The sequence below is a fragment of the Paenibacillus cineris genome (assembly GCF_018333335.1).
In the GTDB taxonomy this organism is placed as follows: domain Bacteria; phylum Bacillota; class Bacilli; order Paenibacillales; family Paenibacillaceae; genus Paenibacillus_AQ; species Paenibacillus_AQ favisporus.
The window spans coordinates 58,739-74,046 of record NZ_BORU01000005.1 but is presented as its reverse complement, the minus strand read 5'-3'; the positions used below and the strand labels follow the sequence as shown (position 1 = coordinate 74,046).

Genomic DNA, 15,308 nt, shown 5'->3' with positions numbered 1-15,308 from the left:
AGCCGGGGGTTTCGTTATGTTCTGCCTCTTATTCGTCCTCTTTGAAAACCGGACGCAGCCGGATGAAAAACTCGAATTCCCGCTCATCGAGCCGGTACTTCTCCAGCAGCTCTGGACCGCAGGAGTTGGAACCGACGCCGCTCATTTTGTAGTCAAGATGAACGATCGTCTCCTTCCGCTTGACCAGCTGGTGCAGGTGGGCGGCTTCCTCCAGGTCTTCCGGTGAGTAATGGGAGGCGTTAAACGAAAACGGCGTATTTCCGTGGAAAGCAAGCCCCATGCCCCGTTCGCTTGTCACCGTCGCCCACTCCGTCCCGTACCGGGAGCCGTTCTCCTGCGGCATAATGTACGGCTCGAACATGTCGTCGACGCGAAGAAGGTATTTGCCGACCCGTACGCTTTGGCGCTTGTCGACATAGCTCGCATGCGGACCCAGACCGAAATACTCAACCTCCTCGGTGCCGGCCGGCATGACGGCCTTCAGCCCGAAGCGGGGCAGAAACGGCAGCCCCTCCCGAAGCTTGACACTCGTGGCCAGCGCGATTTCTCCGGAACCGTCCACCCGCCATACGGCCTGTCCATGAAGGACAGGATGCTTCATGTAGCCGCCGAGCGAAAAATCCACGGTCATCTCGATCGCATCGTCTTGCGGCTCGCTGATCCGGACCTGGTATACTTTCGTGCCTGCCCGGTGAAATCCCGCACCTTTCCATTGACGATGGACGTTGCGGTCATTATCCGTCGGTGCCCGCCAGATACTAAAGGATAGCGGCGCTGCGAGCATATCCACCCCCTGCTTCGAGATGCGGACGAAGGTTCCCAGGTTCCGGTCGAACACGTGGCGGAAATCCATCCCCGTCACGATCAGCTGCGCCCCGTCCTCCGTGACGTGCACGGGACGTGCGCGCAGAGCCGTCAGCCACCCTTGCTCCGGCTGGACTGCAGAATCCTCCGCCGCCATCTCAAACTGGGCGAACGCGATTTCCTCCCCACGATCGGCCCATTCCGTGGATTCGCAGAGCGAGGCGGTCAGCGTCAGGAAGCAGCGGCCGTCGGGGAAAGCCTTTTGGAACGGAATGATGACCGTCACGCTCTCCTGTGGACCCGCCTGGATCGTCCCGAGGCTTCCCTGCTCCACGATTTCTCCGCAGCGCTCCAGCGTCCAGTCGAAGGTCAGATGGGACAGGTCCGAAAAATCGTAAAGATTCGTAATGATCAGCGTGCCGCGCGACAAATCCTCGGCTTCCATTCGCACGGGCGCAATGACCTGCTTGAGCTCCAGCAGTCCGGCATGCGGAACCCGGTCCGGCGACACGAGGCCGTCGATACAGAAGTTGCCGTCGTTCGGATGGTCTCCGAAGTCCCCGCCGTATCCGAAATATTCGCGCCCGTCCGGCGCTTGGGTGCGGATACCGTGATCGTTCCATTCCCACACGCAGCCGCCCATCAAATTCGGGTACGCGTAGAACAAATCCCAGTACTCCTTCAGATCGCCGGGCCCGTTGCCCATGGCATGGCTGTATTCGCACAGGAACAGCGGCTTCGCGTGATCCGGATTTTGTCCGTAGCTCTCGACGTATTCCAGCGTCGGATACATTTCACTTTCGATGTCGAGCGCCTCGGTATCGGCGTCGCCATGGTAACGCCGGGAGGCGCCTTCATAATGGACCAGCCTGCTGTCGTCGCGCTTACGGGTCCATTCGGCCATGGCGATATGATTGCGGCCGTACCCCGATTCGTTGCCCATGGACCAGATGATGACGCAAGGATGGTTTTTGTCGCGCTCCACCAACCGGATGGCCCGGTCAACAAACGCCTTTTCCCAATCAGGATCGCGGGTCAGCTGATGGAAATCGCCGGATACGGCCAGTCCGTGGCACTCCAGATCGGCCTCGTCGACCACGTAGAAGCCAATCTGGTCGCACAGTTCCAAAAACCGCGGATCGTTCGGATAGTGGGAGGTCCGGACCGTATTGACGTTATGCCGCTTCATCAGCTTCAAGTCCCGGATCATGTGGTTCAGCGGCACCGTCTGTCCCAAATCTGGGTGGGAGTCGTGACGGTTCACACCCTTCAGCTTGACAGCTTGGCCGTTGATCCGGAATACGCTGTCAATGATGTCAATCCGGCGGAATCCGACCGGAAAACGGAGCACTTCCCTTCCGTCCTGCACAAACAGCTCATACAGATATGGCTGTTCCGCGTTCCACAGCACCGGATTTTCGATGTCCAGCGTGATGACACTCCGCCCGTCTGCCCGCACCGCCCCTTTGGCGACGGTCGTCCCTTCCGCGTCCTGCAGCAGCACCAGCGCATCCAGGGAGCCTGTCGTCTCCAGCTCACACAGCAGCTTCGCTGAGGAATGATCCGGCAAAATGTCCTGTTTGATAAATACGTCGCGGACATGGGCCTCATCCCGGGCTAGAAGGTATACATCCCGGAAAATCCCGGAGAAGCGCCAGAGGTCCTGGTCTTCCAAATAAGTGCCGTCGCACCATTTCAATACCATGACGGCGATGCGGTTCGTACCAGGCCGGATCAGTCCGGAAACGTTAAACTCGGCCGGAATCCGGCTGCCTTGGCTGTATCCGGCGAACTGCCCGTTGATCCACAGGTAGAAGCAGGAATTGACCCCTTCGAACATGGTATAGACCTGCTTGCCCGTCCAGTCTTCGCGCACCGTAAACTCTCTGACGTAGAGCCCTGCCGGATTCGCATCCGGGACATATGGCGGATCTACCGGGATCGGATAATTGACATTCGTATAATGGAGCTGGTCGTAGCCTTCGGTCTGCCAGCATGACGGGACGACAATCTCATCCCATGATGAGGCATCGAAAGCGTCTTCATAAAACGGATCCGTCACGTCCTGGACACTTTCGTGGTACCTGAATTTCCAGGCCCCATTCAAGGTTTGGAACAAAGGGGATCTCGAGCGCTTGCCGGAACGCGCTGAAGCGGCGTCGCCATAAGGAATGTAATAGGATCTCGGCTCTTCGCGGTGAATATGAAGGACGCTTGTGTCTTCCCAAACCCGGTCAAGCTTTATCATTCGGATCATCTCCTTAATTTACGGTTAACGTATCGCCAAAAACAGTTCAAGCTGTATATTCGCTGCCTGCAGCAGGCAGCCGTCCTAAGGTTATATTTCGATAATGCAATAACGTTAGTTCAATGAATCCGCTGCTGCGCATCAAACCCGGATATGGGACAGTACGGCCGCCTGCTTCCGGCCGGCGATAAGCCGCTCCCCGTCCGTAAAGCCTTCCTCCCGCCCTTCCAGCTCACGGATGAGAATGGAACGCCAATGTTCGATCCGGTCCCGGCAGGCTTCGTCGGAAATGGCATTGTGCAGCTCCATGGGGTCTTCCGCCAGGTTAAAAAACTGCTCTTCGCCGGTTTGCGGATACCAGATGAACTTCTCGGTCCCGTCCGTGACCCATTGGGTAGATTGATGACCGTAGGCATGCTCCCCATGCAGATGGCTCCGCCATACCGGCGATGCTGTATCCGCTTCGTTCCTGGCCGCTGCCAGCCTCCAAATGCTGTCCCCTTCCACGCTTTCCGGGATCTGAACCCCGGCTGCATCAAGCAGCGACGGCATGATGTCACGCAGCTCCACGACCTCATCGGCCACGGTGCCCTGCTTGAGATGGAGCCTGCCGCCAGGGTCGTTCACGATCAACGGCACGTGGGCACTTCCTTCATAGGGCAGCGCCTTCCGGAACAAATGATGATCGCCAAGCAGCTCTCCATGATCCGAGGTAAACATGATCACCGTGTTATGGAGCTCTCCGTACTCGTTCAGCGCCTGCAGGAACCGGCCGATTTGGTGGTCCAGATGGGTAATCAGCGCATAATAAGCGGCCATCGCCCGGCGCAGCCTTCGTTTGGGGACGAGCCCCTTGCCCGTTGTCGGCGCCAAACCTTCCAGGGCGGGGTCATCCCCCTGCGCCCAGTCTCCGACCGGCGGATCCGGAATATCCGCATCTTCGTACAGGTCCAGATACGCCTGCGGCGGATCGAACGGCGGATGCGGACGGACGAAGGACATCCATAGAAAGAACGGCTTGCCCGGGTCTCTGCGGCGCAGAAAGTCGATCGACTGGGTCACGACCCAGTTCGTCGGATGCTTCATTTCGTCCAGATGCCACGGACGTGCGACGGTCGATGCGTTGCAGTCCAGGCCCGTGTCGATCAGATCGGCGCCGGGCACCCTATCCCGGAGCCACTGCAGGTAATCGTCCACCTGATCGTAATGCTCCTGCATCGGGATGCCGTGAAAATTGCGGTTGTGATGCAGGTAGCCGTCATGCAGCACCACGTTGTGAAAGCCCATCAGGTTTCGGGCGGGATACACATGCATTTTACCGATGCACTGCGTATGGTATCCCGCTTTGGCCAGCTCCCCGGGCAGCGTGACCGGGTAATTCCACGGTACCCGGTCCTGATACCCAACGCGTCCGTGCGTCCGCTGAGACTGGCCCGTAAAGATGGCCGCCCGCGCCGGCACGCAGGTCGGGGTGGCCGAATAGGCGCGGCTGAACCTCACGCCGGTCCGGGCAAGCTCGTCCAGATTCGGCGTTTCCACGACGGGGTGGCCGGCGATGCTGAGGCAGTCGAATCGCATCTGGTCCACGGTAATCAGCAGCACGTTGGGCCTGCCTCGCTCTTCGTTCCTATTCATCGGCTCTCCTCCTTGAATCCAGCGGATATGATCGATAACCCTGAGAGAATCCTTGAAAATGCCTGTTCCCCCTTATTAAACCCTTCACGTGATGAAAAGTAAATGAAATTATTCGTTTTTTCGTGCAGATTACCCCGATGGGAAAACGATGAAAACGGATTACTCTGATTACTTTATTTCAAAAAGAAATTAAGATCGGTATAATGGGGGGATAAAACCTCACAGATGAGGATGCCGTCCGGTTGCCACTTGCTGGGGCCGTGTGTATGATAATCATGAAGCAGCCTGTACGTATAATTGTAGAAAAACCATTGCCAGCAGAGCCCTTCGGCGTTTGCCGCCGGATCATATTGCGGGGCAAAAGCCGCTGGCCTTAACGGTTCAGAATAGCGAGGATAACGACGATATGCAAGATTTTAAGGAAGAGAGATGGAATGTAAAAGAACGCATTCCCTCACCGAAAGCCAAGGAACTGTTCTATGATATCCGGCGCAAGCAGGAGATTTCCAAGAGCGACCTGCTGGCGTCAAGCGGACTGACGATCAGTACGCTGACCCGCGTCCTCGACGAGCTTGTCTCCATCGGCGTCATTAGTGAGAGCGGCCTCGGCGCTTCAACCGGGGGACGGCGTCCGATTCTGTACCAGGTCCGGGGCGAGTACGGCTATGCGTTTGGCCTGGATGTCTCCCGCGTCGTCTCCCGCCTCATTTTGCTCGATTTAGCCGGGCAAACGCTGGAAGCAGCCGAATGGGACATGACAGTCGACATGACGCCGGAGCGGCTCATCGGCGAGGTTGTCGGCCGGGCCCGGGAATGGATTGCCGCGCACGGCATCCCGCTGGATCAAATCATCGGCATGGGTATCGGCGCCGTCGGCCCGCTCGACCGCGAGGCGGGCATCATCGAGGAGCCGGAGTGGTTTGCCGCGCCGGGCTGGCAGCATGTCGAGATCGTGCGCCTGATCGAGGAGGCGCTGCACGTTCCGGTGCTGCTCGACAACGGCGCCAATGCCGCCATCGTCGCCGAAGCATGGGCGAACCGCGGCAAGGATTTCCGCCACATGCTGTATGTGCATGGCGGCACGGGCCTGCGGCTGTCCATGATGTCGGACAGCAAGCTGATCTATGGGGCAGCCGATATGGAGGGCTCGTTCGGGCAGATGATCATCCAAGCGGATGGCATCCCTTACCGAACCGCCAAAGGCAACCACGGCTGCCTCGATTCCTACGCGTCGGTCCATGCGATCGAACGCGAGGTGAATTCCCGGCTGCGGATCGGCCGGAGCAGCCGGCTGCAGCAGGGCGAGCCGGCCCGCTTCAGCCACATTATGCAGGCGCTGAAGCAGATGGATCCGATGGTCACGGAAGTCGTGACCCAGGCGGCAACGTACTTCGGCATCGGTCTGGCCAACCTGCTGAACATTTTGTATCCCGAGAAGGTCGTTCTCGGCGGGCCGCTGATGACGGATTCGAACCTGTTCTTCTATACGGCGACCCAGACCGCCATCCGCAAAACGTATCATTACCCGAAATATCAGGTCATTTTCAGCAAAGGCAGTTATGGCGAAGAAGCGATCGCCGTCGGAGCGGCGCTCCTGATGCTGGAGCAGTTGACCTGCTGAGCCGGCTGCGGCCGTGAGCCTTCAGGGCCCGCCGCATCCCCATAGCTCATTTTTTGGGGGCCGCTTTGCCCTCAAAGCCTGTTGATACCTTCAGAGCCCGCTGCGGCCGCCGCCCTCTCAGAGGGCACACGGATGCCTGTCCAGCTATGAAGCCAGCCGGGCTTGAACTGTTGCCAGCAAGCGGACGGACACGGGTTAAATCCGAACGGACATAAAACATGAAAGAAAGAACATCCTCCTACCAGGAAAGGAGCAAGGACCAAAATGACCCAAGAGACCTCCTCCACCGTTCCAACGTCGGGAAATGCCGGGAAGGCCGAAACCTCCTCCTGCTGCTGTTCTGCCGGGCGTGAAGCCGCTTTGCAGGCTCCCGCCTGCGGAACGCCTGCTGCCGGGAACTTAAACGCGCGTGAAGCAAAGGATTTTCACGAAGGGGAAACAGGGGCCGCAAGCAGCTTTCCGCAGCTTCAAGGATCCGGCAGGGCAGAAACCGGCCAGGAATCGGGCACACCGGCGGCAGCATCAGCTGATCCCAAGGAAGCTTCGCCGGCTTATACCGGCTCTGCAGCCGAGCGTTTCCACAGCTCAGCCGCCCAGCAGGAGCCGAGCCTGGCGGAACATTCCGCTCAGCCCGATCCTTCCCAATGGCCGATCATCCCCGAGGGTACCTATATCCTCGGCACCGATGACGGGGAAGGCTTCGCCTCGGACGCGGAAGGGCCTGCGCGGCCAGTGCACATCCCGGCATTCCGCATGTCGCCTTATGCCGTCACGAACGCCGAATTCGCCGCTTTCGTCCAGGCGACCGGTTACGTCACCGAAGCCGAGAAATTCGGCTGGTCGTACGTTTTCCAGCTGCTGATCCCGGATCCCCAGCAGGTGAAGATCGTCGGCTCTCCGGAGCGTACGCCATGGTGGCTCGGTGTCGAAGGCGCCACCTGGCGGGAGCCGGAAGGCCCCGGCAGCGGCATCGGTGACCGGATGGACCATCCCGTGGTCCACGTCTCCTGGAATGACGCTGCCGCTTACTGCGCCTGGGCCGGCGTCCGGCTGCCCACCGAAGTGGAGTGGGAAGCAGCAGCCCGCGGCGGCCTGGAGCGCAAGCGTTACCCTTGGGGCGACGTGCTGCGCCCCGGCGGCGAACACCGCTGCAACATTTGGCAGGGCGTATTCCCTACCAAAAACCATGCCAGCGACGGCTACCTCGGCACCGCTCCCGTGGACGTCTATCTTCCGAACGGATACGGGCTGTACAACATGTCGGGCAACGTATGGGAATGGTGCGGCGACTGGTTTACGTCCGACCCGGCACAGCGCGGATCTTCGGACCGGCCGGAAGGGCCTGCCCAGGGAAACGCCCGCCTCATGAAGGGCGGATCGTACTTATGCCATCAATCCTATTGCAACCGGTACCGCGTCGCTGCGCGCAGCGGCAATACGCCGGACAGCTCTACAGGCAACATCGGTTTCCGCGTGGTAGCGGATCTGTAACGGCAAGCCCAAAAAGGCACCGCTCCTCATGCGAAGCGGTGCCTTTTTGGCGTTAGCTTATTTGCCTTCCTTCGAGCTGACGCCAGGCCGTGATCCCGGACACGCTTCGCAATCACCGCTCGGTATTATGTGTTTCGAAACAGAATGAAACGGACTAGCGATTATGATGCTAGTCCGTTTCTGTTTGTTCTTGATTATTCATTTTGAGCTGTTTTCGCTTAACATGGGCTACTCCCCATTGATGCAGAGATTCCAAAATCGGCGACAGGCTCTTGCCGTATTCCGTGATGGAGTATTCCACTTTCGGCGGGACCTGCGGATAAACGACTCGTTTAACGATCTCCTCTTCCTCCAATTCGCGCAGATGGAGCGTAAGCATTCTTTGCGTGATATCAGGCAGCAATCTTCTGAGTTCATTGAACCGCAAAGGCTTGCCTTGAAGCAAATGATAAAGGATAATCGGCTTCCATTTGCCGACGATCGAATCCAGCGCAACTACGAATTGACATTGGGCAGGGTTCTTTTGCATAGGCCCACCTCCGTTTACGGTACCTTTTTTGTTACTATACCACATTAATGTGCCTACTTACCATAAGTAAGTTAGTATTATATGATCAGCATTGTAAGTGTTCTTAATCATATTACAGAAGGGAAGTTTGAAGCATGGCAACTGTACTGTACATCACCGCTCATCCCCTTAATCCGGAGGAATCCTATAGCCTTACGGTGGGCAAACAATTTATTGGAGCGTACCGCGAAGCAAATCCAACCGACGAAGTTGTTCATTTGGATCTGTATAAAGAAAACATTCCGCAAATCGATGCTGATGTTTTAAGGGGGTGGGGAAAGCTTCGGGCGGGTTCGTCTTTGGATCAGCTGTCCGAGGCTGAAAAATCAAAAGTGGCTCGTCTTGAGGAAATTCTTAATCAATTTATGGCAGCCGATAAGTACGTTTTTGTGTCCCCGATGTGGAATTTTACGGTTCCGCCGGTTTTGAAAGCATACACGGATGCGACCTCCATTCCGGGCAAGACGTTCAAGTATACCGAAAAGGGTCCTGTAGGTCTGCTGCCCGGCAAGAAAGCCTTGCACATTCAAGCCAGCGGTTCCGTTTATTCGGAAGGCCCTTTAGCTTCAATAGAAATGGGATTCAGCTATATGAAAACCATTTTACAGTTCTATGGAATCGAAACTGAAGCTATTTTTGTTGAAGGAACGGCGGTATCAGAGCAGGCTCCTTTTATAAAAGAAAAAGCGATTGCACAAGCTAAGGAAGCTGCCAAACGTTTCTAATTGAGGACGCCATCGTTCTCGCCGAACTGACAGCCGCAAGAATGAATCCACCGGAAGTGAAACTCATCTTGTGAAACCCATCTTCACTTTTGGATAAGGGGAACCTCCCATCTCCTTAGGAAATCAAGCCGCATCATTTCCTGAATGATAAGAAAAACGTCTATCGACGTACTTTCAAAGAAGACAGATCGCGTCTAGAGGAAGTTTTTCTTGCGAGATCAGGAAGCAGAAGCTCCGAAACTTATACTTTCTTATCTCTAAAAAAAAAAGCCCGTTGAAGTTTCTCAACAGGCAGAAGGCACCGCTTCTTATGCGAAGCGGTGCTTTTTTAACCATGCAGCCGCATAATCCACGGCCGCCCTGACGGGCAGCAGCCGGCATTCCGCCATGCCCACCTTACCGACAGCAGCATGTCCCTGCTCTTCAAAATCCTGCCCGAGCCGGTCAAAGTCGTCGGAATCGTAGGCATAGTCTTCGAACCATTTCCACGTTCTCACGCCGTCCTCCCGAATGGCGGCCCCCATTCTTTTCCGCGGCATATCCTCGATCTGCGTCTCCGCCATATGAAAGGTCGTGCATGAGTCGTATCCGACCCCAAGCAGCAGCACCTTGGCATCCAGCCGGTACAGGGCCCCCAGCGGCGAATCCTGGCCGAACTGCGGCGTCAGCGCGTGTACACCTGTAATTTCTGCCGCATGCGGCCCCCTGGCTGCAAACGACACCTGCGGATGGTACGAGCGTAGGGTTCCCGGCAGCGAGCGGAACTGCTCCGCGATTCTCCCCATCGCCCGGGTCGCCGTGTAATCCGGGTCAAACGCCGGCATATGCGCGTAAATTTCCTCCAGCCATGCGGATGGTACGGGCGGATTGGCCCATTCCGCCGGATCTGAATTCTGGCCGCTGTGGGCCGGCATCACCAGCGTCCCGGCACTGCCGAGCGCCTGCTGCAGCGCCAGAATGACGGCTTCCGCATCGCCGCACACCCAGCCGATTTTGGATAGCGAGGAATGCACCAGCAGGGTGTCACCCTCCCGGACGCCGAGACGGCCGAGATCCGCCCGGATCGACTCCACCGTGTTCAGCTTCGCCGAAGCGTCAATGACTTTTCTTTCTCCCATGTCAATCCACCTCCATTGTTCCATTGTGGCAAATTGGGGCGGCTCCGATCAAGTATGGGATGAACATCGGGACCAAGCCATGCAAACGGCCGTGTCATGAAGTAAACGGGTATGAAACGAGCCCTATGGAAAGCTGCCTGTACGAACCCGGCATTGGATAAAGAAAAATGCATCCTTCCCCTGGATCAAGGAAAGGATGCATGAAATCCGATGCGTTAGACAAACCGGTGATTTTGAAGCATCGTTCGTTCAAATCGTGGTACTTTCGTTCGGCTTGTTTCGGCTAATTTCGGCTAGGACCTTCCCTTTACTTGGCGCCCAGCCCTTCGTGCATCGCGCCTAGCAGGCGGTGCGTCCGGTCGCAGCCGTATTCCCAGAACATGATGCCGGCCAGTCCCTGCTCCTTCACGTACTCGCATTTATGCCGGATGGATTCCTCGTCATCATAGGAGATCAGGCTCGACCCGTTAAACAGGAACGGCGCGCGGGCTTCCTCATCCCAGTAGCGCGTATAGCCGTTTTTATCGATATAATCGGCAGCCAGCTCTGTAAAGGATGGGCCGTATCCGCCCGTCGTGCCCGCCATTTGGTACAGTCCGCGGTTGCGGTCCGGGACCTCGTTCCAGATGCGGGAGTAGAACGCCGCTCCGATCACGATTTTTTCCCGCGGCACGCCTGCCCGGACAAAGATGTTCACGGAAGCGTCCGTGCTGATGCGGAACAAATCGCCCGTTCCGGTGTACAGGTTCGTATGATGGCCTGTCAGCACCTGGAAGCCGCCCCGCATGTCATAAGTCATCAGCTGCACGAAATCGAGGTACTTCTGCACCTGATCCATCTCCGTGCCGTCCACGTAATATTGGTCCGCCCCCGCCGCGATCGTCAGCAGGTAATGGCGGCCGTCCGCGGCGCCTTTGGCATCGAGCGCTTCCCGAATCGCCGACAGCAGCAGCGTAAAGTTGTGCTTGTCATCCGGACTGGCGGCGATACCCGCCTCGCCGTAGCACGGATACTCCCAGTCCAGGTCGATCCCGTCAAACGGGTACTCATTCAGCACCCGCACGGCAGATGCCGCCATGCGGGCTCTTCCTTCTTCGGTTGCGGCCGCTTCGGAGAAGCCGCCCGCGCTCCAGCCGCCGACCGACAGCAGCAGCGTCAGCTCGGGATGCTCCCGCTTGATGGACCGGATGGCCTCGCCGTTCTTCAAATGCTCCGTCGTAATCTCGTCATCCCGGACATGGCCGAACGCCACGTTCAGATGGGTCAGCCTGGACAGGTCCTCCGGCGTCATCTCCGGCAGCACGGCGTCCACGGCGTAACCCGCCACAATATATTTTTTCGACATACTTAAGACACTCCGTTTCTTATTGGGTTGTACCAGAATCTCGATCCCGGTTGAGTTGTTAAGTTAGGTTGTTCTGTTGGATCGGCTTGTTCTGCCGGCTTACCCCTGCTTTGTTACCGCCGATAAAATCTGCAGCGCCTCTTTCCCCGTGCCGATCTTATAGCCGGATGCTGTGTACCGGATCTGATTCTGGCCGTCCAGCACGAACAGATGCGGGTAGCCCGCTTCGTTTGCAGCCGAAGACGAAATCAGGTCAGGCAGGGAAGCATAACTGGAATCCCGTACAAACGCCGTCTGCGCCGGCAGATTCGGATAAGCGGCTGGATCGAACGACGCCGTCCACTCCCGATCTCCAATGATCAGGACGATCGGCAGCGCCAGCTTGTCAAACGACTCCGCCAGCTCCCCGAGCTCACGCAGCAGATGCTTGGTCGGCTCGCGCTCAGGCTCGATCCAGGCCGTGATGGCACCCTTGGAACCAATCAAGCTACCCAGCGCGGCGGCTGTCCCGTCGAAGCGCGTAACTTCCCCGCCGCCATCCAGCGTGCCCAGCACTGGCACCTCCTCGGCAGCTTCGCGGAACGTCAGCGGAACCTCCGTCGTGTCCCCTTCGCTCACCGTAAAGTAGCTGAGGCGCACCCGTACGGTCCCGTCCTTCAGACGGATGCCCGTTGTCAGGCGATAGGCACCCGGCTCCACTTCAAACGGCACGTCGTACACGTCGGTTTGGCCAAACGGGTATACCAGCGTTTTGTATACGCCGTTTTCAAGCCGGGCGAACGTAAAGTTCTCGCTGTAGGATGCGGCAGGCGCATCCGAACCGGCCGCCTCATCCCGCAGCAGGCGCAGCATGCCCCAGCCTGCGCTTCCGGTCTCCTCGGCGGAGGCATACAGGGTGAACGGCGCGTCTTTCCATCCGCCGTCCTGCCAATACTGCGGCTTCTGCTCGCTCGGGTGCAGGCGGGCCGGGATGCCAAGGCTGCGGCTGGCGGCCACGAACAAGATGCCGAGCGACACCGGGTCGCCCTTGCCCAGCCGGTAGGTACCGACCGGATTGCCTTTGCCAAGCAGGTTCGGCAGGTCCTGCCATAGACCGAAGCCCTGCTCCAGGCGGCGGGCCAGCTGCGCCGGATCGGCCTGATACGCGGCCGTCTCCTCCGGCGTAAAGGCTTCCTGGAAGAACTTCCGGTACGGCACGATCATTTCGAACAGCACGCGCGGGCACAGAATGTACCGGACGAAGAGCTCCTCATCCCAATCGCCGCGGCGAGTCAGCGCTCCGGTCAGATGGTCGTCCAGCGCCGGCCGGAACGTATCGGCCAGGTCCTTGTCGTTCAGCGATTCCAGGAGCCGAAGCGGCCACTCTCCGAATTCGCCGGAACGCTCTTCCAGGAAAGCAGCGATTTCACGTCCGTTGCCCCGGGCCTTGCCCAGCACCGCCTCGACACGCTCGGCCGGAAGCCCCGCCTCCTTCGCCAATCGGGCGGCTTCGTCCCCGCCGAGGAAACTTTCCTCGAATGCGGTCCGGGTGCGCGTACCTTCCTCGATCCGGGCGTTGTGGCGCTGCTGCTTCTCTTCCGTGACGGCATCCGCAGCTTCCCCTTCCCGTTCGGGCGGCGGCACCATGTCAAAGTCGGCCGTTCCTTCCGGCTGAACGGAGCAGTCCAGAGTCAGCTCAAAGCGCTCGCTGTCCCGGACCGAAATTTTGGTCTCGCCCCAGCGGCCGTCCTTGACGGCGCGGATGACCAGGTCGCCGAAGCCCGTCTTGAAGGAGGCTTCGCCCCGCTCGTCCGTCGGAAGCGTGGCGATCGGGTACAGCTCCGCCATGTTGTACAGCTCGAAGCGCACCTCGGCCCCCTCTACCGGAACGCCGGCCTCATCTTTTACCGTCACGCGGATGGTCTGCGTCGGCGCGTAATTTTCCAGCAGGTTGATCTCCGTAAACCATTCGTCGGCCAGCGTAATATCTTCAGGCCCCGGATAATCGGCGTAGATTCTCGTGTTGATCAGCATCGCACGGCGTGCCGGCGGAGTGAACCAGCCCTGGTTCAGGCGGGCTTCCGGCTCGCAGGCGCCGATGTAGTACCACTGCCCATCGGCCCACGCTTCCACCCAGGCGTGGTTGTCGTCGCAGTGCGCCCAGCGCGGGGTATAGACCTGGCGCGCAGGAATGCCGATGCTGCGCAGCGCAGCCACGGCGAGCGTCGACTCTTCCCCGCAGCGGCCACGGGCCGTGCGGATCATCGTCAGGGGCGAAATCGTCCGCAGATCACTGCCGACGTAGGTCGCCTTTTCGTGGCACCAGTAGTTCGTTTCCAGAATCGCGTCCGCCATGGACAGTCCGGCGGTCCGCTCCGCCAGTTCGTTATACAATATGCCGCGCGAATCCTCGATATTTTCAGTATTCACCCGGTATGGGAGGACGAAGTGCAGGAAGAGGTGATCCGGCACCCGCTCTCCCCAAGGCACCTGTTTGCGGATCGCCAGCGTGCGGCGCACGTGGCTCAGAAACAGCGCACCGTCGTAATCCGCCAGATCGTTGACCGGCATGTACGCGTACAAATATTTCAAAGCCCATGTTTCCTCGGCGGTCAATGCCTCCTCGAACACGCCGAACAGCTCCTGTTTCCGGGATTCGGCCAGTGCCATCTTATCCTGAAATTTCTCCTCGATCCGCAGCAGCATCTCCTGATCCAGCGAGAATGCGGTCGTATGCGTCGTCATTTCGCTTCCTCCTTCCACAGCTTTCCGTCTTCGCGGATGCAGTACACCGCTCGTCCGTCCGCGGACGACGTCGTCAGCTGAAACAGGCTGCGGGTTACTTCGATCTCCGGTTGAATCGTCCAGGTATCTTCACCCTTCAGCTGCTCCCATTCCGCCGTAAACCGTCCATGGGCCTCATAGTGGTTGCGCTCGCGGTAATAGAGCTTGCGAAGCTCCCACTTGATCCGCTCGTCCTCCGGCAGCTCAAAATCCTGGGGCACTTCTCCGTCCGAGAATACGACGTACCCCCAGAGCTCCGGATAATGCATGTTGATGATGCCCATCGGCGACCATACCCAGTTGTCCTCAGGGTACGGCTTGCCGGTCTCGGGGTTCAGCACCTTGCGGTATTCGCCGTCCTGAACCTCCGTCTGCCACTCTACCCGCGAGAAGTTGACGCGCCAGAACTCACCGGTAGCCGGGCGGCGCCCCTCAGGCGCACATTCCTTCAGGCTCGCCCACGGGATCGCCACTTCCACGCTCCACTTGCGGTTGTCCGCATCCGGGCGGTTCAGCTCGCCGTCAATATGCACCGCGGTCTGCAGGCCGGCGATATCCCAGCCGTTGACCGGAGGTCCGCCGTCGCGGTAAGGCTGTACCAGCAGCAGGTCCCAGACCGTATTCAGCGCATTGATTTCAAACTCGTAATATTGGTGCGTATCCCCGTCGGGATCGATAAAGATTTCAAAATCGTTGTCGTAGAAAATGACCGAATCCCGCTCGGTCAGCGTGGCCCAGATCTGATCCTCGATCAGCTCCGCGCCGAAGTAAAAATATTCGTCGTCCCACAGCATTTTGACCCGGGTCTGCTTGGCCGGCTTGGGGCGCAGATCGCCCTCGATATCGACGAAATCCTCCGTCCACTGCGCTTCGGACCAGAACGGCTTGTCCAGGCGTCCGTCCAGGACGAGCGGCCCCTGCGCCCGCCGGCAAATATAATGTTTGGGAGCATATTCAATCCTAGGCTCCGGCACTCCGCTTAGATTCATC

At 58.5% G+C, this 15,308-nt stretch carries 9 protein-coding genes and 1 pseudogene; 3 read left to right on the top strand and 7 right to left on the bottom strand.

Annotation, left to right across the window (positions count from 1 at the left end; genetic code table 11):
- Positions 1-28: 28 nt before the first annotated feature.
- Together KI379_RS29650 and KI379_RS29645 are read right to left on the bottom strand one after the other, a co-directional pair.
- Positions 29-3,052: a glycoside hydrolase family 2 TIM barrel-domain containing protein gene (locus tag KI379_RS29650; protein WP_212985822.1), complete on the bottom strand. Its 3,024-nt coding sequence runs from the start codon at positions 3,050-3,052 to the stop codon at positions 29-31.
- A gap of 141 nt (positions 3,053-3,193) precedes the next feature.
- Positions 3,194-4,687 (bottom strand): arylsulfatase, encoded by a 1,494-nt coding sequence (locus KI379_RS29645; RefSeq protein ID WP_212985821.1) that lies wholly within the window; start codon positions 4,685-4,687, stop codon positions 3,194-3,196.
- 406 nt (positions 4,688-5,093) lie between these two features.
- On the opposite strand from KI379_RS29645, the gene KI379_RS29640 reads away from it, so the two are divergent.
- The gene (locus KI379_RS29640) at positions 5,094-6,308 is read left to right on the top strand and encodes an ROK family protein (protein ID WP_212985820.1); all 1,215 of its coding nucleotides are present in this window, start codon (positions 5,094-5,096) and stop codon (positions 6,306-6,308) included.
- Positions 6,309-6,986: 678 nt separating this feature from the next.
- A pseudogene (locus tag KI379_RS29635) lies at positions 6,987-7,799 on the top strand (formylglycine-generating enzyme family protein); the annotation flags it as partial.
- A gap of 169 nt (positions 7,800-7,968) precedes the next feature.
- Here KI379_RS29635 and KI379_RS29630 read toward each other — a convergent pair.
- Positions 7,969-8,328, bottom strand: a complete 360-nt coding sequence (locus KI379_RS29630; protein WP_076173545.1) for a winged helix-turn-helix transcriptional regulator — start codon at positions 8,326-8,328, stop codon at positions 7,969-7,971.
- 134 nt (positions 8,329-8,462) lie between these two features.
- Between KI379_RS29630 and KI379_RS29625 the strand changes: the two genes are divergently transcribed.
- A complete protein-coding gene (locus KI379_RS29625) occupies positions 8,463-9,092 on the top strand; it encodes an FMN-dependent NADH-azoreductase (protein WP_212985818.1) in 630 nt (209 codons plus the stop codon).
- Positions 9,093-9,400: 308 nt separating this feature from the next.
- Here the strand turns inward: KI379_RS29625 and KI379_RS29620 are convergent, their stop codons facing one another.
- The 4 genes from KI379_RS29620 to KI379_RS29605 form a co-directional block, all read right to left on the bottom strand.
- Positions 9,401-10,210 (bottom strand): aminoglycoside N(3)-acetyltransferase, encoded by an 810-nt coding sequence (locus KI379_RS29620; RefSeq protein ID WP_212985817.1) that lies wholly within the window; start codon positions 10,208-10,210, stop codon positions 9,401-9,403.
- Positions 10,211-10,517: 307 nt separating this feature from the next.
- Positions 10,518-11,555 carry a glycoside hydrolase family 18 protein gene (locus tag KI379_RS29615; protein ID WP_212985816.1) on the bottom strand — a complete coding sequence of 346 codons (1,038 nt, stop codon included), beginning with the start codon at positions 11,553-11,555 and terminating at the stop codon, positions 10,518-10,520.
- A gap of 99 nt (positions 11,556-11,654) precedes the next feature.
- The gene (locus KI379_RS29610) at positions 11,655-14,279 is read right to left on the bottom strand and encodes a transglutaminase domain-containing protein (protein WP_212985815.1); all 2,625 of its coding nucleotides are present in this window, start codon (positions 14,277-14,279) and stop codon (positions 11,655-11,657) included.
- Complete coding sequence (locus KI379_RS29605) at positions 14,276-15,307, bottom strand: carbohydrate-binding family 9-like protein (RefSeq protein WP_212985814.1); 1,032 nt, start codon at positions 15,305-15,307, stop codon at positions 14,276-14,278. Before KI379_RS29605 ends, KI379_RS29610 begins: the two co-directional genes overlap by 4 nt.
- Between the last annotated feature and the right edge of the window lies 1 nt (position 15,308).

Excerpts from the sequence above, each read along its gene's own strand:
- KI379_RS29650 (WP_212985822.1), bottom strand. The coding sequence starts at position 3,052 with ATGATAAAGCTTGACCGGGTTTGGGAAGACACAAGCGTCCTTCATATT.
- KI379_RS29645 (WP_212985821.1), bottom strand. The coding sequence starts at position 4,687 with ATGAATAGGAACGAAGAGCGAGGCAGGCCCAACGTGCTGCTGATTACC.
- KI379_RS29640 (WP_212985820.1), top strand. The coding sequence starts at position 5,094 with ATGCAAGATTTTAAGGAAGAGAGATGGAATGTAAAAGAACGCATTCCC.
- KI379_RS29630 (WP_076173545.1), bottom strand. The coding sequence starts at position 8,328 with ATGCAAAAGAACCCTGCCCAATGTCAATTCGTAGTTGCGCTGGATTCG.
- KI379_RS29625 (WP_212985818.1), top strand. The coding sequence starts at position 8,463 with ATGGCAACTGTACTGTACATCACCGCTCATCCCCTTAATCCGGAGGAA.
- KI379_RS29620 (WP_212985817.1), bottom strand. The coding sequence starts at position 10,210 with ATGGGAGAAAGAAAAGTCATTGACGCTTCGGCGAAGCTGAACACGGTG.
- KI379_RS29615 (WP_212985816.1), bottom strand. The coding sequence starts at position 11,555 with ATGTCGAAAAAATATATTGTGGCGGGTTACGCCGTGGACGCCGTGCTG.
- KI379_RS29610 (WP_212985815.1), bottom strand. The coding sequence starts at position 14,279 with ATGACGACGCATACGACCGCATTCTCGCTGGATCAGGAGATGCTGCTG.
- KI379_RS29605 (WP_212985814.1), bottom strand. The coding sequence starts at position 15,307 with ATGAATCTAAGCGGAGTGCCGGAGCCTAGGATTGAATATGCTCCCAAA.